This window comes from Blautia sp. HCP3S3_B11 (assembly GCF_052064435.1).
Classification (GTDB): Bacteria; Bacillota; Clostridia; order Lachnospirales; family Lachnospiraceae; genus Blautia_A.
This window is the reverse complement of sequence record NZ_JBQHVP010000020.1, coordinates 41905-64939: the sequence shown is the minus strand read 5'-3', so window position 1 is coordinate 64939 and position 23035 is coordinate 41905. Positions and strand designations below refer to the sequence as shown.

23 protein-coding genes are annotated in these 23035 nt (G+C 42.2%); 19 read left to right on the top strand and 4 right to left on the bottom strand.

Annotated features, from left to right (window positions below; genetic code table 11):
* Positions 1–22: 22 nt before the first annotated feature.
* On the bottom strand, positions 23–499 hold the full coding sequence (locus ACTNC0_RS14965; protein WP_441087997.1) for a DUF4358 domain-containing protein: 477 nt from the start codon (positions 497–499) through the stop codon (positions 23–25).
* Positions 496–1293: a GDSL-type esterase/lipase family protein gene (locus ACTNC0_RS14960; protein ID WP_441087996.1), complete on the bottom strand. Its 798-nt coding sequence runs from the start codon at positions 1291–1293 to the stop codon at positions 496–498. Before ACTNC0_RS14960 ends, ACTNC0_RS14965 begins: the two co-directional genes overlap by 4 nt.
* A gap of 252 nt (positions 1294–1545) precedes the next feature.
* Here ACTNC0_RS14960 and ACTNC0_RS14955 point away from each other — a divergent pair, with 252 nt between their 5' ends.
* The 5 genes from ACTNC0_RS14955 to ACTNC0_RS14935 all read left to right on the top strand — a co-directional run bounded on the left by ACTNC0_RS14955 (position 1546) and on the right by ACTNC0_RS14935 (position 7691).
* Positions 1546–2580, top strand: a complete 1035-nt coding sequence (locus tag ACTNC0_RS14955) for an HdeD family acid-resistance protein (protein WP_441087995.1) — start codon at positions 1546–1548, stop codon at positions 2578–2580.
* A 7-nt stretch (positions 2581–2587) separates the two neighbouring features.
* Positions 2588–3358 (top strand): arginase family protein, encoded by a 771-nt coding sequence (locus ACTNC0_RS14950; protein ID WP_441087994.1) that lies wholly within the window; start codon positions 2588–2590, stop codon positions 3356–3358.
* A gap of 116 nt (positions 3359–3474) precedes the next feature.
* Complete coding sequence (locus ACTNC0_RS14945) at positions 3475–4248, top strand: prolipoprotein diacylglyceryl transferase (RefSeq protein ID WP_441087993.1); 774 nt, start codon at positions 3475–3477, stop codon at positions 4246–4248.
* A gap of 43 nt (positions 4249–4291) precedes the next feature.
* On the top strand, positions 4292–6037 hold the full coding sequence (locus ACTNC0_RS14940; protein ID WP_441087992.1) for a S8 family peptidase: 1746 nt from the start codon (positions 4292–4294) through the stop codon (positions 6035–6037).
* 262 nt (positions 6038–6299) lie between these two features.
* Positions 6300–7691, top strand: a complete 1392-nt coding sequence (locus tag ACTNC0_RS14935; protein WP_441087991.1) for a uracil-xanthine permease family protein — start codon at positions 6300–6302, stop codon at positions 7689–7691.
* A gap of 231 nt (positions 7692–7922) precedes the next feature.
* On the opposite strand, the gene ACTNC0_RS14930 is transcribed toward ACTNC0_RS14935, so the two are convergent.
* Positions 7923–9155: a 6-phosphofructokinase gene (locus ACTNC0_RS14930; protein ID WP_441087989.1), complete on the bottom strand. Its 1233-nt coding sequence runs from the start codon at positions 9153–9155 to the stop codon at positions 7923–7925.
* Positions 9156–9458: 303 nt separating this feature from the next.
* On the opposite strand from ACTNC0_RS14930, the gene ACTNC0_RS14925 reads away from it, so the two are divergent.
* From ACTNC0_RS14925 to ACTNC0_RS14865, 13 genes are all read left to right on the top strand, one after another.
* Complete coding sequence (locus ACTNC0_RS14925; RefSeq protein ID WP_117677096.1) at positions 9459–9767, top strand: hypothetical protein; 309 nt, start codon at positions 9459–9461, stop codon at positions 9765–9767.
* 57 nt (positions 9768–9824) lie between these two features.
* Positions 9825–11024 (top strand): vWA domain-containing protein, encoded by a 1200-nt coding sequence (locus ACTNC0_RS14920; RefSeq protein ID WP_441087987.1) that lies wholly within the window; start codon positions 9825–9827, stop codon positions 11022–11024.
* A gap of 37 nt (positions 11025–11061) precedes the next feature.
* A complete protein-coding gene (locus ACTNC0_RS14915; protein WP_441087986.1) occupies positions 11062–12618 on the top strand; it encodes an AAA family ATPase in 1557 nt (518 codons plus the stop codon).
* A 68-nt stretch (positions 12619–12686) separates the two neighbouring features.
* Entirely contained in the window at positions 12687–13493 is an 807-nt protein-coding gene (gene srtB / locus ACTNC0_RS14910) for a class B sortase (protein ID WP_117843987.1), read from the top strand.
* 105 nt (positions 13494–13598) lie between these two features.
* Complete coding sequence (locus ACTNC0_RS14905; protein WP_441087985.1) at positions 13599–14321, top strand: NAD-dependent protein deacylase; 723 nt, start codon at positions 13599–13601, stop codon at positions 14319–14321.
* A gap of 145 nt (positions 14322–14466) precedes the next feature.
* Complete coding sequence (locus tag ACTNC0_RS14900) at positions 14467–14658, top strand: DUF951 domain-containing protein (RefSeq protein WP_441087984.1); 192 nt, start codon at positions 14467–14469, stop codon at positions 14656–14658.
* Positions 14659–14768: 110 nt separating this feature from the next.
* Positions 14769–15056 (top strand): 30S ribosomal protein S6, encoded by a 288-nt coding sequence (gene rpsF / locus ACTNC0_RS14895; protein WP_020993443.1) that lies wholly within the window; start codon positions 14769–14771, stop codon positions 15054–15056.
* Between the two features lie 78 nt (positions 15057–15134).
* Positions 15135–15590, top strand: a complete 456-nt coding sequence (locus ACTNC0_RS14890; RefSeq protein WP_441087983.1) for a single-stranded DNA-binding protein — start codon at positions 15135–15137, stop codon at positions 15588–15590.
* Positions 15591–15633: 43 nt separating this feature from the next.
* A complete protein-coding gene (gene rpsR / locus ACTNC0_RS14885) occupies positions 15634–15897 on the top strand; it encodes a 30S ribosomal protein S18 (protein ID WP_008707906.1) in 264 nt (87 codons plus the stop codon).
* Positions 15898–16257: 360 nt separating this feature from the next.
* Positions 16258–18309: a DHH family phosphoesterase gene (locus ACTNC0_RS14880; RefSeq protein ID WP_441088008.1), complete on the top strand. Its 2052-nt coding sequence runs from the start codon at positions 16258–16260 to the stop codon at positions 18307–18309.
* The gene (rplI, locus tag ACTNC0_RS14875) at positions 18306–18752 is read left to right on the top strand and encodes a 50S ribosomal protein L9 (protein ID WP_117677089.1); all 447 of its coding nucleotides are present in this window, start codon (positions 18306–18308) and stop codon (positions 18750–18752) included. Before ACTNC0_RS14880 ends, rplI begins: the two co-directional genes overlap by 4 nt.
* 22 nt (positions 18753–18774) lie before the next feature.
* Entirely contained in the window at positions 18775–20103 is a 1329-nt protein-coding gene (gene dnaB, locus ACTNC0_RS14870) for a replicative DNA helicase (protein ID WP_441087982.1), read from the top strand.
* Positions 20104–20386: 283 nt separating this feature from the next.
* Positions 20387–20866 carry a MerR family transcriptional regulator gene (locus ACTNC0_RS14865; protein WP_441087981.1) on the top strand — a complete coding sequence of 160 codons (480 nt, stop codon included), beginning with the start codon at positions 20387–20389 and terminating at the stop codon, positions 20864–20866.
* A gap of 296 nt (positions 20867–21162) precedes the next feature.
* Here the strand turns inward: ACTNC0_RS14865 and ACTNC0_RS14860 are convergent, their stop codons facing one another.
* Entirely contained in the window at positions 21163–21336 is a 174-nt protein-coding gene (locus ACTNC0_RS14860) for a DUF362 domain-containing protein (RefSeq protein ID WP_008707918.1), read from the bottom strand.
* Positions 21337–21825: 489 nt separating this feature from the next.
* Here ACTNC0_RS14860 and ACTNC0_RS14855 point away from each other — a divergent pair, with 489 nt between their 5' ends.
* Positions 21826–22977: a BMP family ABC transporter substrate-binding protein gene (locus tag ACTNC0_RS14855; protein WP_441088007.1), complete on the top strand. Its 1152-nt coding sequence runs from the start codon at positions 21826–21828 to the stop codon at positions 22975–22977.
* The last annotated feature ends 58 nt before the right edge of the window (positions 22978–23035 follow it).

Below are 23035 nucleotides of genomic sequence, written 5' to 3'. Positions count from 1 at the left end.
GAAAATTTCTCCAATCTGGATGTTATATCAGGGAAAGAAATGCCAGGCGCCAGTTCTGCGCATCTGCGCCACACATATAGTAGACATAATTTCCCTTTTTGCCGACAACTGCATTGTTTAAAAGTGCCATCTGGTCTGTGCCATAGCCTTCAAATACCTGTTTCTGGCTGGAAAGATGAGAATTAGCACTTTCGAGCAGAGCAGCGGCCTGATCGTTATCGTTTGCCTTCATAATACAGATTTCCTCAACAGCCATAGGTGAAGCTGCCTTGTAGAAAAAGTAACCGTCAATATCGCGGTCATCCGTCTGATAATAGTGTTTGAGATCTGTACGAGTCTCCTGATTCAGTGAGACAATGGCTGAATCCTGCTCCATAGTCTGTGCAATCTGGTCCATTGATATATTCTTTGCGCTATCGGAAGTGTAAAGAATAGTCAGATATACAATAAGGAAGAGTACAAGTCCGCCCTTGATAAAAATATGTAAATAATTTTTCATGCCTGTAACCCCGCAATCTGTGCCATATGAGTCAGCCATTTAGGATAATAGGTTTGAATTACGTGTTCACCATCCGGCTCATACAGATTCTCCGAACTGTTTTCCACAATGGAAGTGTTGTCGATAAAGGTACATCCCAGTTCCTGGCAGAGATTTACAAGTCCATCATTATAATCGGAGTAATAGCCAAGACTCGGGTTTGCTGCGATTGCCTCATCTGTGATAGGCAGAATACAGTTGATATAAACAGGAACATCCGGTAGTGCAGCCTGAATTTTCTTTATCTGTGTTCTGTAGGCATCGATAAATCCGGACGAATCAGAACCATATATTTCGAGGTCATTAGAACCGAAAGCCATGAATACATGAGTCGGGTTCAGGTTGATCGCGGTATTGATCTGATCATCGGCAGTCTGAACGTTTAATCCACGCTTGCTTACCACGACATCGGTATCGAGATAGCCATATTCAACAATTGATTCAGTGATAGAGTCACCGATAATAACACTGCCTGCAAATACCTGACGGATTTCCACATCACTTAATATGGTGTCAGTAGAACCATCTGTCGTAGTATCAGAACCCGAAGAACTGCCGGATGCCTGTTTCAGGTCCTGAAGCTGCTGTTCTGTCTGAGAGATATCTGCGTCCTCCAGTGTCTGAAGCCGTGCCACATTTTCTTTGCAGACAGAATCATCCCCCTGGCCGCGGGTGCACAAAAATACGATAGTACCGGCTAGTATGACGCCAGCAGGGATTAGAAATAAAACTTTTTTTGTTGGTTGTTTTTTCAAAATAAATCCTTCCCAGAGCCTTGTAAAATAGAGGCTCTTATGGAGAAATTCCCCATTTTATGACATAGTTCGAATCCATTATAATACGCCCCCAAAAAACTTCAAGGAAAAATTCACAAATTTCACACAAAGTCGTTCACTTGTCTGTGGACGGAGGGGCAGAAAGAGGGTATACTGAACAATATATAAATTTTGTGTTGCTGTGAATGAAGTGGTAAACGGTAACAATTTTACAGTGAGGAGGAAATAGGCGTGGGAAAAAAGATTTCAAATTTTTTGAAAGGTGAGATTGTCTCATCAGTTTTTTATCTGGCTTTTGGTCTGTGTCTGATTCTGATTCCGGATCAGACAGTAAATATCATTTGTAAGATCGTATTTGGACTGGTAATGATTGCAGTTGGTATTTATCATATTGCTATTTATGCGGCTGAGAAAGAGAAGGCAACCATATTAGATCTGTTTACGGGAGTAATCGTTACAGTGCTTGGAATTTTTCTTTTCTTTACACCACAGATTGTTATCAGAATCCTTCCATATTTACTGGGAGCATTTGTGTTGGTTGACAGTATCTGGAAAATAAAAGGCAGCTACAGGCTGAAAAAGGCGGAGAGAGGATGCTGGAAGATTCTTCTTATCGGATGTCTGATTTTCATCGCGCTGGGAATTTCCATGCTGTTTTATTCTTTTATGTCAGTGACAAAGATGATCTTATTCTCAGGAATTATTCTGACAGCAGATGGAGCAGTGGATATCGTATTTCTTGTTATGCTTCGACTGGGAATGAGAAAAACTGAGAAGCTTCGTAATGAGAAACCGAAAGAAGATAAGAAACAGGAGAAACCAGAGCCGGTTGAAACAGGCAGTACGTATTCGGCAGATTATGCCGGGAAAACCGATAATGCAGAGAAGCCTGCGGAAACAGGCAGTGAGGAAAGTAATACAGAATCTTATCCTGAATATACAGGAAATAGTGAGAATTCATCAGAATCAGACATAAATACAGTGTATCAGACAGAAGACTCAACAGAAAACTCAATAGATGACTCATATCAGGCAGAAGACTCAGCTCAGACGGAAGGTTCAGACCAGACAGAAAATAACGCGAAGTGTCAGGAACCGGAAACGAATCTGGAATTGGAAACAGAAGAAACCGCAGATGAAGCAGATGCGAAGGTAATTCTGGATAAAAAAGTGTATAGTGCGGATGCAGATATGGAAAGTCCAAACAGAGAAATCAGGGAAATGTTGAAAAACCATGATGAACCACTGGAAGAATGGAAGGACTGAGTAGGACATGAAAGAACAGACATCTATTGTACTGATGAATTTTTCCGGAATCTATGAGGAAGAGAGATTCTGGAAAGAGAGGCAGGTGTCCTGGATTGATGCTAAGGATATCTGCGGAACGAACTGCTATTGCGATGATGAGGCAATCGCAGAAATCAATAAAAGAACAGAAAACCATTCGTTTGCCGGAATTCATTTTATCGATTCCGGCAATTATCACTATATGACAAAGCTGTGGCTGACAAAGATAGAGAAGCCTTTTGCATTGCTGACCTATGATAATCATACGGATATGCAGCCCCCGGCTTTTGGCGGGATTTTATCCTGTGGAGGATGGATTGCGGCGTCACTGGAGGAACTAAAGAATCTGGAGCATGTGATTCTTATAGGACCGGATGAAGCTGCCTATGAACAGGTAGAAGAGGAACTGAAAGAAAAAGTAATATTTCTTTCACGAGAGAAACTGCAGGAAATGAATGATGCGGAAATAAGCAGGTTTCTGACAGAAGTACTTTGTGAAACACTGCCATTGTACATTTCGATTGATAAGGATGTACTTTGCCCGGATGATGCACAGACAACCTGGAGTCAGGGAGATATGAAGTTGACAACCTTACTTTCTGGTGTAAAGACAGTGCTGGAATGTGCAAAAAAGACCGGCGGAGAGATTGTTGGTGTGGATATCTGCGGAGAAGCTGATGTGGAGGCGGCACATGAAAATGAAGCTAACGATCTGGCGAATGAGAAGTTATTGGAGATTTTGGACACTTATTTTTAATCGAATCGAGTGAGTCTTAAGAATAGGATTGTTTTCTGATTGTGCTAATTGATATATTGACGGAGAATTATATTCACGGAATTATTGAGAGAATAAAGAGAGAAAGGAATTGAAGCATGCATAATGAGTTACTGCATATAGGTCCGCTGACAGTTTATGGTTATGGTTTTATGATTGCAATAGGGGTTCTGGCAGCATGGTTTGTTGCGGAACAGAGAGCACGCAGGCTGAAACTTGCATATGAACATATTTTTTATTTGGTAGTGTGGTGTGCGATTGGAGGATTTGCTTCTGCAAAAATTCTGTTCTGGATCACAAACTGGCAGGAATTTATCCAGAATCCACGACAGATTATCGGCTCAGATGGATTTGTGGTTTACGGAGGAATCATCGGAGGAATTTTTGCAGGATGGCTGTATTGCAGGATTAAGAAGTTGAAATTTCTGGCATATTTTGACCTGATGATGCCATCAATTGCACTGGCGCAGGGGTTTGGAAGGATCGGATGTTTTCTTGCCGGATGCTGCTATGGAAAAGAAACTTCCGGTCCGCTGGCGGTTACTTTTACCAGCTCGGACTTTGCACCCAATAATATTCCACTGATTCCGACACAGATTTATTCCAGTATTCTGGATTTTGTGCATTTTCTGCTTCTTCTTTATGTGGCGAAACATAAGAAAGCGGATGGACAGGTGGCGGCATGTTATCTGATCTTCTATAGTATAGGAAGGTTTATCATTGAATTCTTCAGAGGAGATATCAAGAGAGGAAGCGTTGGAGGTTTTTCTACGTCACAGTTTATCAGTATTTTTACGGCTATAGCTGGAATTATAGTGCTGTTTGTTGCTACAGTAAATAAAAAAGACAGCAGAAATTATCATAAAAAATAAATATCACACATATCATGTATAAAAAAATCTCAGGAGGATAAAAATGTTAAGACCTGATGATTTTGAAATGCAGATACAACAGGAAGAGATCCCCGGCATTCAGCCTGAACCGTCAATACCACCGGCACAGGATGAACAGTACGGGGATTTTATTGTGAGACAGGGACAGAATATCGGGGGAGATTATGCGAACAGACCGGATTCGGAATTTCTCCCGGTCAATGAGACATTTGGAATTCTATATGTTCCGTTAAATGAAATCGGCCCTCTGGAAATTAATTCTTATACATATGCGTCACTGCCGAAATGTTATGCATTTATGGACGTGGATGCGCTGAATGCATCCGGGATTATGCGGTTGCATAATCATCCGTATCTGAAATTGCAGGGAGAGGGAACGGTTATTGCAGTAATCGATTCGGGAATTGATTACGAGAATCCGATTTTTCGAAGTGGGGATATAAGCAGGATTGCCTATATCTGGGATCAGACGATCCTGGGAAAGGAAGATGAAAGAGTTCCTTATGGAAAAGTTTTTACAGGGGAGGAGATCAGCAGGGCGATAATGTCTGAAAATCCCAGGGAAATCGTGCCGTCAGTGGATGAGAACGGGCATGGCACAGCAATCGCAGGGCTGGCGGCAGGAAACTTTGTTCCGGCAGAGAATTTCTCAGGGGCTGCATCGAAAGCAACGATCATAGTGGTGAAATTAAAAGAAGCAAAATCTTATCTGAGAGAGTTTTATCAGTATCCGCCTCAGGCACAGGTATATCAGGAGAACGATATTATGTTTGGGATTTCTTTTGCGGTCAGGATGGCTAAGGAGATGGGAATGCCTGTTTCCATCTGTCTGGGGCTTGGCAGCAGTCAGGGCGCACACACCGGGGACAGTGAACTGAGCAGATATCTGGATTATATCAATGAAGATTCGCAAGTGTCAGTTTCTGTGGCAGCAGGAAATGAAGGAGCTGCGCAGCATCACTATACAGCAGAACTAAACGATGTACGAAATCAGGATACGGCAGAACTGCGTATTTCAGAAGGGGAGCAGGGATTTACTATGGAATTCTGGGGAAATCTTCCGGACGATTATGCAGTGTCGATCCAGTCACCGGCAGGAGAAAACCTGTATGTGAGCAGTTCTCTTGGCGCGGGGACGCAGGAACTGAGTTTTGTTTTTGTGGAGACGAAGGTGCTGGTAAATTATGTGGGAATGGAACGACAGACGGGAAAGCAGCTGATTTATTTTCGGTTCTTCCATCCGGCGGCGGGGATATGGAAAATAAATGTCAGTAAGAAAAAGGGGGCAGCAAGCCGATTTCATATATGGCTTCCGGTGCAGGGATTGATCTCAGAGGATACGTATTTTCTGGAATCTACTCCCTATAATACAGTTACCACACCGGGGGACTCAACCAGAAGCATTACGGCAACGGCTTATCAGTACCGGGATAATAGCCTGTATTTTCAGGCAGGGAGAGGATTTACGCCGAATGATCAGGCGACACCGGATTTGGCTGCACCGGGGGTAGAACTGATCATTCCGCTTCCGGGAGGGGCTTATGGAAAGGCTTCCGGGAGTAGTCTGGCGGCTGCGATTACCGCAGGGGCGGCAGCACTGGTGCTGGAGTGGGCGATCGTGAGGGAAAATATTCCTTATGCTTCCGGGAACAATGTGAAATTTTATCTGCAAAAAGGGGCTGAGCGAGACACACAGATGGAGTATCCCAATCCGGGGTGGGGATATGGCAGACTGGATTTGTATCATACGTTTGAGGTTATTAATTAATGTATTACTGTGGTGGAGGCAGACACCGGTTTCTCTTGCGATAACATTTTAACGTCTAAAAGAAATGGATTATGATAGATAGTGATACAGCCACATTAGTCTCGGCACACTGGCAGAGAATTTTTTGTTCTACAAGATAAAAAATAATAACCAAATTCTCGAGACCAATCTTGTATAGTTTTCGGACAAAAAAAGTTAGGCAATCTAATTGTTTTTTAGGTCTAAAAGTGTTAAGATATAAAAAAGAATTTGGGAGGCTATTATGAAGAGAGGCAGTATTTTTGAAACTGACGGAATCCCTCGCATGAGTGAGGCTTTACCGCTTGCCATGCAGCATGTTGTAGCTATGATCGTAGGATGTGTGACGCCGGCGATCATTGTTTCTGGAGCAGTTCCGGGTGGACTCTCCAGGGAAGATCAGGTGATTCTGATTCAGTCAGCACTGGTTATTGCAGCATTATCAACTTTGCTTCAGCTGTTTCCAATCGGCGGGAAGGCGAAATTTGCGATTGGTTCCGGTCTGCCAATTATCATGGGTGTCAGCTTTGCCTATGTGCCGAGTATGCAGGCGATAGCGGAATCGTATGGGATTGCGGCTATCATGGGAGCGGAGATCGTTGGTGGTATTGTTGCAGTTATCATGGGCTTGCTGGTTAAGAAGATTCGTATATTTTTCCCGCCACTGATTACCGGAACGGTTGTATTTACCATTGGTCTTTCTCTGTATCCGACAGCTATCAATTATATGGCCGGCGGTACCAGTAATCCGAATTATGGTTCCTGGCAGAACTGGGCAATTGCGTTCTTTACACTGATCGTGGTTACAGCTTTGAATCATTTTGGAAAAGGAATCTGGAAACTGGCTTCTATTCTGATCGGTATTATTGTGGGATATCTGGTTTCTATTATGTTTGGAATGGTTGATTTCTCAAGTATCGGAGAGGCAGGTGTCTGTCAGCTTCCATCTCTGATGCATTTCGGAGTACAGTTTGAGCCGTCTTCCTGTGTGGCACTGGGAATCTTGTTTGCAATCAACTCTATTCAGGCAATCGGTGACTATTCCGCAACTACAATCGGGGCTATGGACAGAACTCCCAAAGATGAAGAACTGCAGAGAGGAATTGTAGGATATGGTATTTCCAATGTCGTAGGTGCACTTCTTGGCGGACTTCCAACTGCTACATATAGCCAGAATGTAGGTATTGTCACTACCACAAAAGTTATCAACCGATGGGTGCTTGGTCTGGCAGCTGCAATCCTTGGAGTGGCTGGTCTTGTACCGAAGTTTTCGGCAATTCTGACAACGATTCCTCAGTGTGTACTGGGTGGCGCGACGGTATCGGTATTTGCCTCTATCGCAATGACTGGTATGAAGCTGGTTGCCTCTGCGGAGATGGATTACCGTAACTCATCTATCGTAGGACTTGCAGCGGCACTGGGAATGGGTGTATCCCAGGCAACTGCAGCTTTGGCAAGCTTCCCGACATGGGTAACAACTATCTTTGGCAAATCCCCGGTTGTTCTTGCAACTATCATTGCTGTATTACTGAACGTGATTCTTCCGAAAACACGGGATGAGAAGAAAGAGGAAGAGAAAAAAAAGGTTGAAATCGAGCATAAGCTGGAAGAAGATCATAAGGGATTTGAGGAATAAAGAATGAAAAACTGTATATATTTTTAGAAAATTTAACCGAATCAACTAAGTCCCCTGAGGAGGTTGCGAAAAGCAATAAGTAGCGAAGCGGATTGCGAATATTCGCTTGACTTATAAGAGAAAAAAGTGTGCGTTCACAAGGGGAATGTGGAAGCACACTTTTTTGTATAACAGAAAATAATCCTGCGCTGTTTTCTATTGTATAAATCTGTAAATATTTGATACGAGATGCTATTTGCGATATACAAAATCAGGAAGTCCGTCTTCTCCATAAGGGATATCTACAGCACCCTGGATCAGTGGAAGGGCATAATTTATGAAGTCTTCGGTAACATCGGAACCATCTTTACAGATCCATTCCTGAGGAACAGTTTTTTCCTCATTACAGATTTCGTTTACATCCTCCAGGCTACATTCCATTGAATAGGAGCCGTCAGCGGTTTTGATACGGATAAACGAAACCATTTTTCCTGTTTCTCCGTTTAAAGCTGCCTGTACACCGAAAGTACCTGCAGAAATTGCCTCCTTTTGGTCAATGGCAGACATCATGGAAACAGAGCAGCGCTGGCAGACATTAAGTTCTACGGAACGTGCTTTGACACCAAGGCGGCTGCGAACAAGATTTTCAAGATATTTACCGCATCCTGCAAGCATTTTATGGCCAAAAGTGTCAGTGCCTACGGAACTGTCGTATTCGCAGATAAAGGTACCGGATGCGTCATGGATACCTTCGGATACACAAACAACAACATTGCAGTTCTTCTCAAAGGATTTCTCTACAGCATGAAGGAAAGCTTCCTGATCAAATGCAGTTTCCGGAAGATAGATAAGAAGAGGATTGTCATTTACATATTTGCGTGCAAGAGCTGATGCAGCAGTAAGCCATCCGGCGTGGCGTCCCATGATTTCTACGATGGTTACAGATTTTTTTTCATAAACATTGGCATCCGTAGTGATTTCACGGACAGTGGAAGCTACATATCTGGCAGCACTTCCGTAACCTGGAGTGTGATCAGTATGAACCAGATCGTTATCAATAGTCTTTGGCTCTCCGATAATGCGGATATCGCTGCCAATCTGCGCCGCATAGCGTGAAAGCTTGCTTACAGTATCCATAGAATCATTTCCGCCAATATAGAAAAACCAGCCGATATTCATTTCATTGAATTTTTCGAACAATTTTGGATAAACCGGGTCTTCGAGTGATTCAGGCAGTTTATAACGACAGGAACCAAGGTAGGCTCCAGGAGTAAATTTCAATCCATCTAGTTTTTCTCCCGGAAGTGCTTCTGAGAAATCAAGAATGGTATTGTTTAAAAATCCTTCGATTCCATTTATCATTCCATAGATGCGGTCTATGGTTTCCGGATGGCGTCTTCCCTCGGATACAACTCCGTAGAGGCTGCTGTTGATAACAGTGGTGGGACCGCCGGACTGACCGACGATAAGGTTCTTTCTGGACATAAGACTAATAACCTCCTTATTGATAATCTGGTGAGATTATAACATAAAATACAGGCGAATAAAAGGAACAGTTCATATCAGGATAAGAAAAGCGCGATGGCTACGGCGATTGGTGACAACGCCGCAGGCAATCTGGAATGAATTTTGGCTACGTTACTGTGAACGGAGTGAACAGTAACGAAAAATCATAATGATGCAGATTACTGACCGGGTTAAGCTTTAAAAAAAAGTATTTTTGTGCTATATTGAGAATAGTGACACAAGAGGAAACATTTGTATTGAAAAGAGAAGGGAAGCAAAACCATGCAGGACAAAAAGCTTGAGCAGGCACTGGAAATTTATTTTCAGAACATACCCGCCGGAGAATCAGAAGAATTCCGGGAAGCACAGAAATATCTGAAACTCAGGATACGTTCTGCAATGGAGCTTCTGATAGAGAAAGAAGACACAGAGAGAATGGAACAGCTGGAGAAATGCGGCTGGTTTTCTGAAAACGAACTCATGGTTTTTATCAGATACGCTCAGGAGAAAACGAAACTCCGCGCTCTGGTATGGCTGCTTCATCTGAAAGATAAGAAATATGGATATCAGAAGAGGGATTTTTCACTGTAATATTTTCAGAAGATGCGACAAACATTAAAATGATCAGAGAAAAAGGAAAAGATAGGCATGAGCGACAAAAACCAGCAGGATTTTCTTGGAAAGAAGATTCTCCAGAATTGCAGAAACGAACTGTATCTGGATTTTCCATACCTCGATGGAGCGTTTGCAAGTCTGGAATATGAGGCAGATAACAATATTTCCACGATTGCCACAGACGGAGAGAAAATCTATTTTAATCCGGAATTTCTTATGAAAAAATATGTAGAAGATTCTGCTCTGGTAAGAAGCGGGTATTTACATATGTTGCTGCACTGCCTGTATCTTCATGTCTTCCTGAAACCGGATAAAGATGTGAGTGAATGGGACAGAGAATGCGATGCTTTTGTAGAAGGATTGATTGATAAAGCAGTCAGTGAGAGAGAAATTTCCAGTCTCAAAAGAAAGAAACAGACAGGAAATGATTATAGGGTGTATGAGCATTTGGAAAATTGTTTTGACGACCATTCTGTCTGGCTAAAGAATTCCGGTCAGGCCTCCGGCGGCAGGAGAATAAAGGAAAAATGGGAGAGAATCCTTGCCTACACTTCTCAGAATAAAACCGGAACCCAGAGCAGAGCCGGGAGTCAGACCATAAACCGTCAGGAAGAACTGGATGCGATATACAGAAGCAGATATGATTACCGGAAATTTTTGAAACAGTTTTGCAGACTTCGAGAGGAAGTCGAACTGGACACAGAGAGCTTTGATTATATTTTTTATTCTTATGGAATGAAATATTACGGAAATCTTCCTTTGATAGAACCATTGGAATATAAGGAAGTAAACCGCCTGGAGGAATTGGTGATCGCCATTGATACTTCGGGGTCATGTTCGAAAGAAACTGTCCGGAGATTTTTGGGAGAGACGTATGCGATTCTGAATGAAAAAGAGAATTTTTTCAGCAGAATGAAAGTTTATATCGTTCAATGCGACTGTTTCATTCAGAAGGTAGATGTGATTCATTCTGAGGAAGAATGGAAAGAATACAGCCGCAAAGTGACGATTCAGGGGCGGGGTGGGACAGATTTCCGTCCGGTATTTGAACTGATCAGGCAGGAGAAAGAGAAAAAAGAACTGAAAAATCTCCGGGCACTGATTTATTTTACAGATGGTGACGGGATTTATCCAAGGCAGAAGCCGGACTATGAGACTGCGTTTGTGTTTTTGCAGCGTACCGATAAGATGAAACTGGTACCTGCGTGGGCAAAATGTCTGATCACAAAGTGAAAGAGAGACGAAGAAACTGACGGGAGCATATACAGAAATGAATATACAGGAAGCAAAAAAAGAAATCTGTAATACACTTCGCGCGTATTTAGCGAAGGATGAGAATGGATATTATATTTATCCGCTGGTACGTCAGAGACCAATTCTGCTGATCGGTCCTCCGGGAATCGGTAAGACTGCTATTATGGAACAGGCGGCTTCTGAGTGCGGGGTTGGGCTTGTGTCCTATACGATCACGCATCATACCCGTCAGAGTGCCATCGGTCTGCCGGAGATCGTGAAACGTAACTATGGCGGTAAGGGAATGATGGTTACAGATTATACGATGAGTGAGATCGTAGCTTCTGTCTATGACTGTATGGAGAAAACAGGAAAAAAAGAGGGAATCCTTTTTATTGATGAGATCAACTGCGTATCGGAAACTCTGGCACCGGCGATGCTGGCACTTCTTCAGAATAAGACTTTTGGAAGTCATAAGATTCCGGAAGGATGGGTTCTGGTAGCAGCAGGTAATCCTCCGGAGTATAATAAATCGGTAAGAGAGTTTGATATTGTTACCCTGGATCGTGTTCGTAAGCTGGTAATAGAGCCGGACTGTGAGGTATGGTTGCGATATGCCGGAGGACAGAATGTACATCAGGCAATTCTTTCCTATCTTTCTATGAAAAAGGAACGATTTTATAATGTTGAGAATACAGTCGATGGCAAGTTCTTTGTGACGGCCAGAGGATGGGAAGATCTTTCCAGACTGATCCAGAGTTATGAGAAACTGGAAATTGAGATTAATGCGGAGATGGTGGGAGAATTTCTGCAAAAAGAGGAAACTGCCAGAGATTTTGCAGGATTTTACCAGTTGTATACAAAATATGGAGAGGATTACCAGATACCTGCGATTTTGAATGGAGAACTTAGCAGTGAAAAATTAAAGCAGAAGCAGCAGATGGCGGCAGGCGGGACTTTTGAAGAACGGTTTGCGGTTGTAAATCTGATACAGGGAACATTGAGAGAGACGGCGGAGAGATATGAGAATGTGACTCATCAGATTGAGGTATTGCATGAACTGTTATTGCATCTGAGAAATCATGTGAAAAAAATTTCTCAGGATGTGAAAGAGCGGGATCAGCTGCCATCGGGGATTTCGGCGTTGGAGGAATTTACGCAGGAACAGGATAACAGCCTGCAGGTTAAGATAAAAATGGAGCTGATTTCGCTCAGAGAGCAGAAATTTCAGGAGACAGCGATCCGCAGATTAAGAGAATATATTCTGGTTGCAAAGAAAGAGCATTTAAGGTCAGCTGAAAATGGGTTTAAACGAATCTGTAAATGCTTTGAGGAAGAGGCTGCACGAAGGGAAAATCTGGTGCAGAAAATGCACAGAGAATTGCAGAATGCCTTTTTATTTATCAAAGAAAGTTTTGGTGACAGTCAGGAAATGCTGCTTTTAGTGACAGGAATTACCGCGGATAATACGATGACGACGTTTATTGCAGAGAATGGATGCCCGGAGTATTTTCAGTATAGTGAAATGCTTCTATATAATAAAGAAGAAAAAAATTTACAGAAAGCCTGCGCAGAGGCAATGCAGGCAATATGAAGGCAGTGTGCCAGTGGCAAAATGAAGGCAAAGCTACAGCTGAGAATTGTAGCGGAAATGGAGGAAGCATGTCAGAAAAACAGCCTAAAAAAAAGAAAACAGCAGGAGACATTGTACTGACGGTTGTTCTGATCGCGGCAATCTGCGTATTCTGTTATGCGGGATATAATCTGTTTCATATCTATACGGAATATAAAAAAGGAACAGATGAGTATAATGAGATTGCGCAGATGGCAGTGACTGAACGTGATCCGGACGGTGAAGAAGCAGGGCCGTCAGCAGGAGAACTGAAAGCTCCGATGAATATCGATTTTGCCTCACTTAAGAGTGTAAATGATGATGTTGTCGGATGGATTTATGTGGAGGCAGTGCCGGATATCAATTATCCGATCGTGCATGGAAAGGACAATGAAACTTACCTTCACAGAACCTATGAGAAGAACTATAACTTTGCAGGAACTATTTTTGTAGACTATGAGAATAAAGGGGATTTCAGTGACTGCAATACGATCGTATATGGTCATAATATGAAAAACGGCTCTATGTTTGCGCAGCTGAAGAAATTTTCCCAGAATGAAGAAACCTATAAGAAGAGTAAATATTTCTGGATCTTTACACCTGAAAAGAATTACAGATATGAGATTATCTCAGCTTATACAACAGGGGTGAACAGTGATACCTATACACTGTTTAAGGGACCTGGCGAAGAATTTGAAAAGTATCTGGAGAAGATTAAAGGATATTCGGAAATTAAGACAGATGCCGAAGGACTGAATATGAAAGACAAGATCATTACGTTATCTACATGTACAGGAAATGAGGCAACCCGCTATGTAGTCCAGGGTAAACGCGTAGATACACTGGATGTGGAATAATATTTGAAAGAATATTTGAAAAAAATTTATATGGAATCAGAGTGTATAATATGGTAGAAATATAAAGAAGGAAATATTTCAGCAGGGGATAAAGGAGGAATAAAAATGGCAGGAGAGGTTGAGAAACTACAGGAACTTGTGGACAAATATGACAATATTGTTTTCTTTGGCGGTGCCGGTGTTTCTACAGAGAGTGGAATTCCGGATTTCAGAAGCCAGGACGGTCTTTATCACCAGAAATATGACTATCCGCCGGAAACGATCTTAAGTCATACGTTCTTTATGAGAAAACCGGAAGAATTTTTTAAATTCTACAGAGACAAGATGCTCTGTGACACAGCAAAACCTAATGCGGCACATCTGAAACTGGCAGAACTGGAACAGGCAGGCAAGCTCAAAGCTGTTATTACCCAGAATATTGACAACCTGCATCAGATGGCCGGCAGTAAGAAAGTCCTGGAACTTCATGGAAGTGTACATCGTAATTATTGTATGAAGTGCCACAGATTTTATGGTTTTGCACATATGAAAGCTTCCACAGGTGTTCCGAGATGTGAATGTGGTGGAATTATTAAGCCGGATGTGGTATTGTATGAAGAAGGTCTGGATAATCAGACAATCAATGAGGCAGTGAAGGCAATCTCAGAAGCGCAGGTGCTGATCATCGGGGGAACTTCTCTGGCAGTTTACCCGGCAGCAGGACTGATCGATTATTTCCGGGGAGAACATCTGGTGGTAATCAATAAGTCTCCGACACCAAGAGACAGTTATGCAGATCTGCTGATCCAGGAGCCAATCGGACGGGTATTTTCGCAGATTCACTGCTGACATATTAATAACAGATGGTATATCTGAAGAATTTTTATGCTGTTCGGGCAGATTATGAATGTCGGTCATATGTAGTGTGGCATAGGCATTATTAGAAAATGATTTATAGAAAAATGTAAGATGAAGAAAAACAAGGAGCGAGATTATGGGATTTCTATATGAAGTTGGTGATACAGTTACACTGAAAAAAGTCCATCCCTGCGGCAGCAGAGACTGGGAAATCTTAAGAGTAGGCGCAGATTTTCGACTGAAATGTACCGGATGCGGACATCAGATCATGGTTCCGCGCAAAATGGTAGAAAAAAATACGAAAAATTTGATAAAAAAAGAAAAATAACACTTTACAGACACAAAAAAATATGTTAGAATCAACAATCGTGATATATTTTATATCCTTGCTCTTTGACAGGCAAAGGGCCAACAGACCATAAGGAGGTAAAGCAAGACATGAACAAGTACGAGTTAGCATTAGTTGTTAGTGCAAAAGTTGAAGACGAAGTACGTGATGCAGTTGTTGAGAAAGCAAAAGGATACATCACACGTTACAACGGCACTATCACAGAAGTAGAAGAATGGGGTAAGAAGAAATTAGCTTACGAAATTCAGAAAATGCATGAAGGCTTCTACTATTTCATTCAGTTTGAAGCAGACGCACAGTGCCCAGCGGAAGTTGAAAGACACGTTCGTATCATGGACAACGTATTAAGATACTTAGTCGTAAGAAAAGACGCATAATCTTATACAGAGTGGATTTAGAAGGCACCATTAATTGATCCGTTCAACCATTCACAGCAGAAACGAAGAGGTATTTACATGAACAAAGTAATTTTAATGGGACGCTTAACAAGAGATCCTGAGGTGAGATATTCCGCGGGAGAGAACGCATTGGCGATTGCCAGATATACACTGGCAGTAGACAGAAGATTCCGTCGTGACGGTGAGGCGACAGCGGATTTCATCAACTGTATATCCTTTGGACGTACAGCTGAGTTTGCTGAGAAGTATTATCGTCAGGGACTTAAGATCGTTGTTTCAGGACGTATCCAGACAGGCAGCTACACCAATCGTGATGGCCAGAAGGTCTACACAACAGAGGTTGTAGTTGAGGAACAGGAGTTTGCTGAGAGCAAGTCAGCCAGCGACAATTACGCGGCTTCCCATCCTCAGACATCAGCACCTGCACCATCCATGCCGGCTCCGGGAGCAGCCAGTGCAGACGGCTTTATGAACATTCCGGACGGAATTGATGAAGAACTGCCGTTTAATTAGAGCTTATTACAAACTGTTAGAATAAAATAGGAGGAAAGCAATCATGGCTTACAATAGAGGCGAAAGACCAGACTCTCCAATGAAGAGAAGAGGCGGCCGCAGAAGAAAAAAAGTTTGTGTATTCTGTGGTAAAGAGAATAACGAAATTGACTACAAGGATGTAGCAAAATTAAGAAAATATGTTTCTGAAAGAGGAAAAATCCTCCCAAGAAGAATCACAGGAAACTGTGCAAAACATCAGAGAGCACTGACAGTTGCTATCAAGAGAGCACGTCATATGTCTATGATGCCATACATCCAGGACTAATTCTGAAGATGAATAATAAAACCGCTGTTTTCCACAGTAAAAATTGTGGAGACAGCGGTTTTTTGTATCACAGAAAATCATTCTGCAATCTTCCCATGATATAAAAGCCCGGCAGGACCGCCTTGAGGTGGAACGGGAAAACTACTGGAAATGAAGCGGGCTGCAACGTTTTTGCAGTTAGTATGGTAAATCCTGTTGAAATCTGTTATAATACCTACAAAAGGGCGTTTTTCAACACGTTCCTGTACAGCGTGAAAGAGTAGTGACACTGTTTCCGGGCATGAAGTGAACAGCAACGTTGCACTCACGCGATTTGCTGTACAGAGGTAAATTAATAGAATGAAAAACGGAAAGAAAAATATGAATGATAAACTGAAATTAAAAGGGCACATGAAAGCTTTTATGAGATGGCCTTTGATTCTCTCAGCTTTATTGATCGTACTTAATATTCTGGTATATTGCGTCAGCGTGAAGGCCGGACTCGTTGTATCGGCCGGAATTCTTATTTATGTAGGGATTGCGGTCGGGGTACTTCGATGTCACAGACCTTTTATCGTAAATGAGCTGATTGCTTTTGCAAATCAGTACGATTTACTTGAGAAGAGAATTCTGGAGGAACTGGCTTTGCCCTATGCCATCATGGATATGAATGGCAGAATGATCTGGTCAAATAAGGTATTTGCAGAACTTACCGGAAAGGATCAGTTTTATAAGAAAAATATCAGCACAATTTTTTCGGATGTGACAGCTGATAAGCTGCCGGTTGCAGACAAGAGGGAAATCAGCGAGATCAGTACCCAGTTTGGAGAGAAGATTTACCGTGTTTCCATGCAGAGGGTAGAACTTGGTGAGATCGTGGCAGGCAGTGAGATACTGGAGAATACAGACAAAAATGTCAGTCTTATCGCTATGTATATGTATGACGATACAGAACTGAAAGAGTATATCAAGAAGAACGAAGATAATAAGCTGGTTGTGGCATTGGCTTATCTGGATAACTACGAAGAAGCACTGGAGAGTGTGGAAGACGTGAGACGTTCTCTGTTGATTGCATTGATCGATCGAAAGATTACAAAATATTTTTCCAATTTTGACGGCCTTGTAAAGAAGCTTGAGAAGGATAAATACTTCCTTATCATGCGCCAGAGTTCTCTGGATACTCTGAAAGAGCAGAGATTCCATATTCTGGATGAAGTTAAGACTGTTAATATCGGAAATGAGATGGCAATCACGTTGAGTATCGGTGTCGGACTTAATGCCGCCACTTATATTCAGAACTATGAGTATTCCCGAATTGCTATAGAGATGGCGCTTGGACGCGGTGGCGATCAGGTTGTTATCAAGAACGGAAACAATATTACTTACTATGGCGGTAAAACCCAGCAGATGGAGAAGGCTACCCGCGTGAAGGCACGTGTAAAAGCACAGGCGCTGAAAGAGTTTATGAGTACCAAGGATCGCGTTGTGGTTATGGGGCATAAGATTACAGACGTGGATGCCCTGGGTGCCGGAATCGGTATTTACCGTGCAGGTAAGACACTTGGAAAACCTGTTCATATCGTAGTAAATGATCCGACAAAATCCATCCGCCCTCTGATTGCGGAATACACGAATAACTCAGATTATGAGCCATCTATGTTTGTGGACAGCGCGCAGGCAAAAGACCTTATAGATAATAATACGGTAGTAGTTGTAGTTGATACGAACAGACCAAGCTATACCGAATGCGAAGAACTGCTGTATATGACAAAGACAGTAGTTGTACTGGATCATCACAGACGTGGCAGTGAGGTAATCGAGAATGCGGTGCTTTCTTATGTTGAGCCTTATGCATCATCAGCATGCGAGATGGTAGCAGAGATCCTACAGTATTTTTCAGACGATCTGCGCATCCGCAATATTGAGGCCGATTGTCTCTATGCGGGAATTGTGATTGATACAAATAACTTTACAACGCGCGCAGGAGTCCGTACTTTTGAAGCAGCTGCATTCTTAAGAAGAAGCGGGGCAGATGTGACGAGAGTGCGTAAGCTGTTGAGAGATGATCTGAAATCTTATCAGGCTCGCGCAGACGCAGTACGGACAGCCCATATTTACAGAAACTGTTTTGCTATTTCTACATGTCCGAGCGAGAATCTGGACAGCCCTACAGTTGTAGGTGCGCAGGCTGCCAATGAACTTCTGAATATTGCAGGAGTTAAGGCATCTTTTGTACTGACACAGTACAATAATGAAATTTATATCAGTGCCCGTGCAATTGACGAGATCAATGTACAGGTAATGATGGAAAAGATGGGCGGAGGTGGTCATATGAACATTGCCGGTGCCCAGGTAAAGGCTTCTCCGGATGAAGTAGAGAGAATGCTCAAAGACATCATAGATCAGGAATATCAGGAGGAAAACATAAAATGAAAGTAATCTTACTTGAAGACGTAAAAGCACTTGGAAAAAAGGGACAGATTGTAAACGTTAGTGACGGATATGCAAGAAATATGATCCTTCCTAAGAAACTGGGACTGGAGGCAACTCCTAAGAATTTAAATGATCTGAAGCTTCAGAAAGCAAATGAAGAGAAAGTTGCCAAAGAAGTTTATGAAGCAGCACAGGCATTTGCCAAAGATCTTGAGACAAAAGAAGTCATCCTTACCCTGAAAACAGGAGAAGGCGGAAGAACATTTGGCTCAGTTTCTTCCAAAGAAATTTCAGAAGCTGCAAAGAAACAGTTAAATCTGGACATTGATAAAAAGAAACTGCAGCTGCCGGAGCCAATTCGTGTACTTGGTGTGACACAGGTACCTGTGAAATTACATCCTAAGGTAACCGGAACTCTTAAAGTATGGGTAAAAGAAGCGTAGGCTTTCCCCGGAGGGATAAAGAATGGAAGAAGCGCTGATTAAAAGAATACTCCCCCACAGCATGGAGGCAGAGCAGTCTGTAATCGGCTCAATGATCCTGGACAGAGATGCGATTATTGTTGCATCTGAGATACTTACCAGTGACGATTTTTATCAGAAACAGTATGGCATCATATTTGATGCGATGGTAGAGTTATGTAATGAAGGGAAACCGGTAGATCTGGTGACCCTTCAAAATCGTTTAAAAGAGAAGGAACTGCCGCCGGATATCAGCAGCATGGAATATGTAAGAGATCTGATCTCGGCGGTCCCTACATCTGCCAATGTGAAGTATTATGCGAACATTGTCAGCGAGAAAGCGGTTTTGCGAAGACTGATCAAGGCAAATGAGGAGATTGCAAATACCTGTTATCTGGAAAAAGAGAATACAGAAGTGATTCTGGAGGAAGCGGAGAAAAAGCTGTTTAACATTCTTCAGAGACGTAACAATGAGGAATATGTGCCGATTCAGCAGGTTGTCCTCAATGCGATCAATAACATTGAGAAGGCATCGAAACTGAAAGGTTCTGTAACAGGTATCCCGACAGGTTTTGTGGATCTGGATTACAAAACTTCCGGAATGCACCCGTCAGATCTGGTTCTGATCGCAGCACGTCCTTCTATGGGAAAGACAGCTTTCGTTCTGAATATTGCCCAGTATATGGCGTTTCGTAAAGATGTCACAGTTGCGATATTCAGTCTGGAAATGTCAAAGGAACAGCTTGTCAACCGACTTCTTGCAATGGAATCACATGTCGATTCCCAGAATATGAGAACCGGTAATCTGAAAGACGAGGACTGGACGAAGCTGGTAGAAGGTGCAGATATTATTGGTAAATCGAATCTGATCATTGACGATACACCAGGTATCTCTATCGCAGAAATGCGATCCAAATGCCGTAAATATAAGCTGGAACATAATCTTGGGATCATTATGATCGACTACCTGCAGCTGATGAGCGGAAGCGGTAAAAGTGATTCCCGTCAGCAGGAGATCTCAGATATTTCCCGTTCACTGAAAGCTCTTGCAAGAGAGTTGAGTGTGCCGGTAATCGCATTATCGCAGCTTAGCCGTGCGGTAGAACAGCGTCCGGATCACAGACCGATGCTTTCTGATCTTCGAGAGTCAGGAGCCATTGAGCAGGATGCCGATGTGGTAATGTTTATCTACCGAGATGACTATTATCATAAAGATACAGAGAAGAAAGATATCGCGGAGATTATCATTGCAAAGCAGAGAAATGGCCCGATCGGAACCGTTGAACTGGTATGGCTGCCGAGATATACACAGTTTGTAAATATGAAGAAATAAAATTACTGTTCAGTACTCTATTATTTTGCGAGAAGTTTTGGATTGCAAAGGAAAGGATTCTGAATAGTTGTGAAATAAGAAATATACAGGACGAATGCAGAAGGCGAATGCCGGGAGCAATCGTCCTGTTTTGGTATTGAGAGACAATTTGGAGAAGAATTTGTCAATGGGATTTTCTTGCAATTCATTATAAGGATTTTTATAATAAAGTGTGAGAGACTTTGCTGTTTAATCAAATCAGGTTTATGATCTAAACGGCAAGTCAGCAGACAGGAGGGATAGCATGGAGCAACGGTATACTGTGACACAGGCAGCGGAAATCCTCGGCGTGAGGGCATCAGTTCTCCGATACTGGGAGGAAGAACTGGAACTGAGGATCTGCAGAAACGAGCAGGGACATCGTTACTACACCGGAAATGATATTACGCTTCTGGCTAATATAAAGGAACTTAAGAAGAGAGGACTTGCTTTACGTGCGATTAAAGAACTGGTTCCCAGAATTTCAAGGACAGCTCCCGGAAGCACAGACAGTAAAGTGAAACTCCTGGAAGATGAGCAGCCTGAGAGAGAAAAACTTCTGGAATTTCAGAAAATCCTGGAGCACCTGATCACGCAGGAATTACATATGAAAAAAGAAGGAGAAGACCAGTGCCGAGATCTGGATGAGGCGATACGCAATCGTCAGCTTGCAAGAAAGGAAGCAGCAGTTACGCTGGAGAAAAAGAATAGAGGAAATAAAAAAAAGGGAAAAAGACACCTTTAAAAATTATTTTGGGAGAGATATTGAAATACTTGAAATAGTACAGCGAATATTAAGTAACTGCTATATTGACTTGTCTGATTTTTCATCTGCGGCGTTGTCGTCAATCGCCGTAGCCACCGCTACGCCTCATTCCTCCGCCTTGCAGCTGAAGAAATCATCCTGCGTCAATATAGCAGAAACTTAATTTTCGCTGTACTAGTGAAAGAAATCTGCAGGAACAGAAAAAAGAAGATAATAAATAAAAAACAGCTTCATTTCTAATTGAACAGAAATGAAGCTGTTTTTAAATTCATAAATTATTCTGCTGGATGAATAGCTTCTGTTGGACAGGCATCAGCGCATGTTCCACAATCTAAGCAAGCATCAGCGTCGATTACATAATGCTCATCTCCCTGAGAGATAGCTTCTGCAGGACATTCACTTTCACATGTTCCACAGCTTACACATTCATCTGAAATTACATATGCCATAATTATAATCCTCCTTATTATAATAACGTTTTAGTGCCCCTATTGGGGTTCTGAACTCATTTTAATATATCTTTGTCGGAATTACAAGTATAAAATCAGATACATTATAAAATAATATCAAGTTAGATTGTGTTTACTTTGAGACTGCGTTTTTTTCACGTCTTTTGTGCTTTGAAGGACTGTCTTATTTGCATTATTTTCTGAAATCGCTATAGGAAAAGTTTTGAAAAATAGGTTATGAACATACAAAAAAAATAAGACTGTCAAAAAAATAATGCGTTTTTTCTAAATTTATTGACAATTTAAAAATAGAAAGGTATAGTAAAGGTAGTTGCAAAGAGGCATGACATAGAAAGTTGTGCCTCTTTTGTTCCGTAAGGACTGCTGACTGTGAGACGGATAGCAGTCTGTAACAAGAAGTCAGAAAACAGTAGAGAGAATGGAGGAAGAAGAATGAAAAAAGCATTGGCAATTGGACTTGCAGCAGTAATGGCAGTTTCTATGAGTGCACCGGTATTTGCGAGTGATGACAGCGAAAGTGGTGCCGGAATCGCAAAAGAAGATCTCAAGATTGGTGCGATTTATATCGGTGATGAGAACGAAGGCTATACAGCAGCTCACATGGCTGGAATCGATGAGATGGTAGAAAATCTTGGTCTTGATGATTCTCAGGTTATTGAGAAAACTCTGATCGGTGAAGATGAAGGATGCTACGATGCAGCAGCAGACCTTGCAGACCAGGGATGCCAGATTATTTTTGCAAACAGCTTTGGACATGAAACTTATATCCTGGAAGCAGCAGGAGAGTATCCGGACATACAGTTCTGTCATGCGACAGGAACTCAGGCAGCATCCAGCGGACTTTCCAATATGCATAACTACTTTACAAACATCTATGAAGCACGTTATGTATCCGGTGTAGTGGCAGGTCTGAAACTCAATCAGATGATCGAAGACGGCACTGTAAAAGAGGATGCATGTAAGATCGGTTACGTAGGTGCATTCCCTTATGCAGAGGTTATTTCCGGATATACTTCTTTCTATCTTGGCGCAAAGAGCGTATGCCCGTCTGCAACAATGGAAGTAAAATATACAAACAGCTGGGCAAGCTTTGACCTTGAAAAAGAATGCGCAGATGCTTTAATTTCTGATGGCTGCGTACTTATCAGCCAGCACGCAGATACAACAGGTGCTCCTACAGCATGTGAGGCAGCCGGCGTTCCTTGCGTTGGTTATAACATTGATATGACATCTGTTGCTCCGAATACAGCACTTACTTCCGCATCTATGGACTGGGGTGTATATTACACATATGCAGTACAGTGCATGATCGATGGAACAGCTATTGACACTGACTGGTGCAAAGGATTTGCAGAAGGCGCAGATAAGATCACATCTCTCAATGATAAAGCTGTAGCTGAAGGCACAGAAGAGAAAGTAAAAGAAGTAGAAGACGCGATCAGTGATGGTTCTCTTCATGTATTTGACACTTCTACATTTACAGTAGACGGTAAAGAACTTGATACATATGAGAAAGACGGAACAGAATATATTTCTGACGGATATTTCCATGAATCTGAATATGGTTCAGCACCGGCATTCGACATTGCAATCGACGGAATCACATCTATCACAGAATAAAGAATGAAACTGGCGGAGCTGCTTGTCGGCAGCTCCGCTTTTTTGTATGAACAGATAA

Bases quoted from the DNA above. Each gene is read 5' to 3' on its own strand.
- ACTNC0_RS14965 (WP_441087997.1), bottom strand. From the start codon at position 499: ATGAAAAATTATTTACATATTTTTATCAAGGGCGGACTTGTACTCTTC.
- ACTNC0_RS14950 (WP_441087994.1), top strand. From the start codon at position 2,588: ATGAAAGAACAGACATCTATTGTACTGATGAATTTTTCCGGAATCTAT.
- ACTNC0_RS14945 (WP_441087993.1), top strand. From the start codon at position 3,475: ATGCATAATGAGTTACTGCATATAGGTCCGCTGACAGTTTATGGTTAT.
- ACTNC0_RS14940 (WP_441087992.1), top strand. From the start codon at position 4,292: ATGTTAAGACCTGATGATTTTGAAATGCAGATACAACAGGAAGAGATC.
- ACTNC0_RS14935 (WP_441087991.1), top strand. From the start codon at position 6,300: ATGAAGAGAGGCAGTATTTTTGAAACTGACGGAATCCCTCGCATGAGT.
- ACTNC0_RS14930 (WP_441087989.1), bottom strand. From the start codon at position 9,155: ATGTCCAGAAAGAACCTTATCGTCGGTCAGTCCGGCGGTCCCACCACT.
- ACTNC0_RS14925 (WP_117677096.1), top strand. From the start codon at position 9,459: ATGCAGGACAAAAAGCTTGAGCAGGCACTGGAAATTTATTTTCAGAAC.
- ACTNC0_RS14920 (WP_441087987.1), top strand. From the start codon at position 9,825: ATGAGCGACAAAAACCAGCAGGATTTTCTTGGAAAGAAGATTCTCCAG.
- ACTNC0_RS14915 (WP_441087986.1), top strand. From the start codon at position 11,062: ATGAATATACAGGAAGCAAAAAAAGAAATCTGTAATACACTTCGCGCG.
- srtB (WP_117843987.1), top strand. From the start codon at position 12,687: ATGTCAGAAAAACAGCCTAAAAAAAAGAAAACAGCAGGAGACATTGTA.
- ACTNC0_RS14905 (WP_441087985.1), top strand. From the start codon at position 13,599: ATGGCAGGAGAGGTTGAGAAACTACAGGAACTTGTGGACAAATATGAC.
- ACTNC0_RS14900 (WP_441087984.1), top strand. From the start codon at position 14,467: ATGGGATTTCTATATGAAGTTGGTGATACAGTTACACTGAAAAAAGTC.
- rpsF (WP_020993443.1), top strand. From the start codon at position 14,769: ATGAACAAGTACGAGTTAGCATTAGTTGTTAGTGCAAAAGTTGAAGAC.
- ACTNC0_RS14890 (WP_441087983.1), top strand. From the start codon at position 15,135: ATGAACAAAGTAATTTTAATGGGACGCTTAACAAGAGATCCTGAGGTG.
- rpsR (WP_008707906.1), top strand. From the start codon at position 15,634: ATGGCTTACAATAGAGGCGAAAGACCAGACTCTCCAATGAAGAGAAGA.
- ACTNC0_RS14880 (WP_441088008.1), top strand. From the start codon at position 16,258: ATGAATGATAAACTGAAATTAAAAGGGCACATGAAAGCTTTTATGAGA.
- rplI (WP_117677089.1), top strand. From the start codon at position 18,306: ATGAAAGTAATCTTACTTGAAGACGTAAAAGCACTTGGAAAAAAGGGA.
- dnaB (WP_441087982.1), top strand. From the start codon at position 18,775: ATGGAAGAAGCGCTGATTAAAAGAATACTCCCCCACAGCATGGAGGCA.
- ACTNC0_RS14865 (WP_441087981.1), top strand. From the start codon at position 20,387: ATGGAGCAACGGTATACTGTGACACAGGCAGCGGAAATCCTCGGCGTG.
- ACTNC0_RS14860 (WP_008707918.1), bottom strand. From the start codon at position 21,336: ATGGCATATGTAATTTCAGATGAATGTGTAAGCTGTGGAACATGTGAA.
- ACTNC0_RS14855 (WP_441088007.1), top strand. From the start codon at position 21,826: ATGGCAGTTTCTATGAGTGCACCGGTATTTGCGAGTGATGACAGCGAA.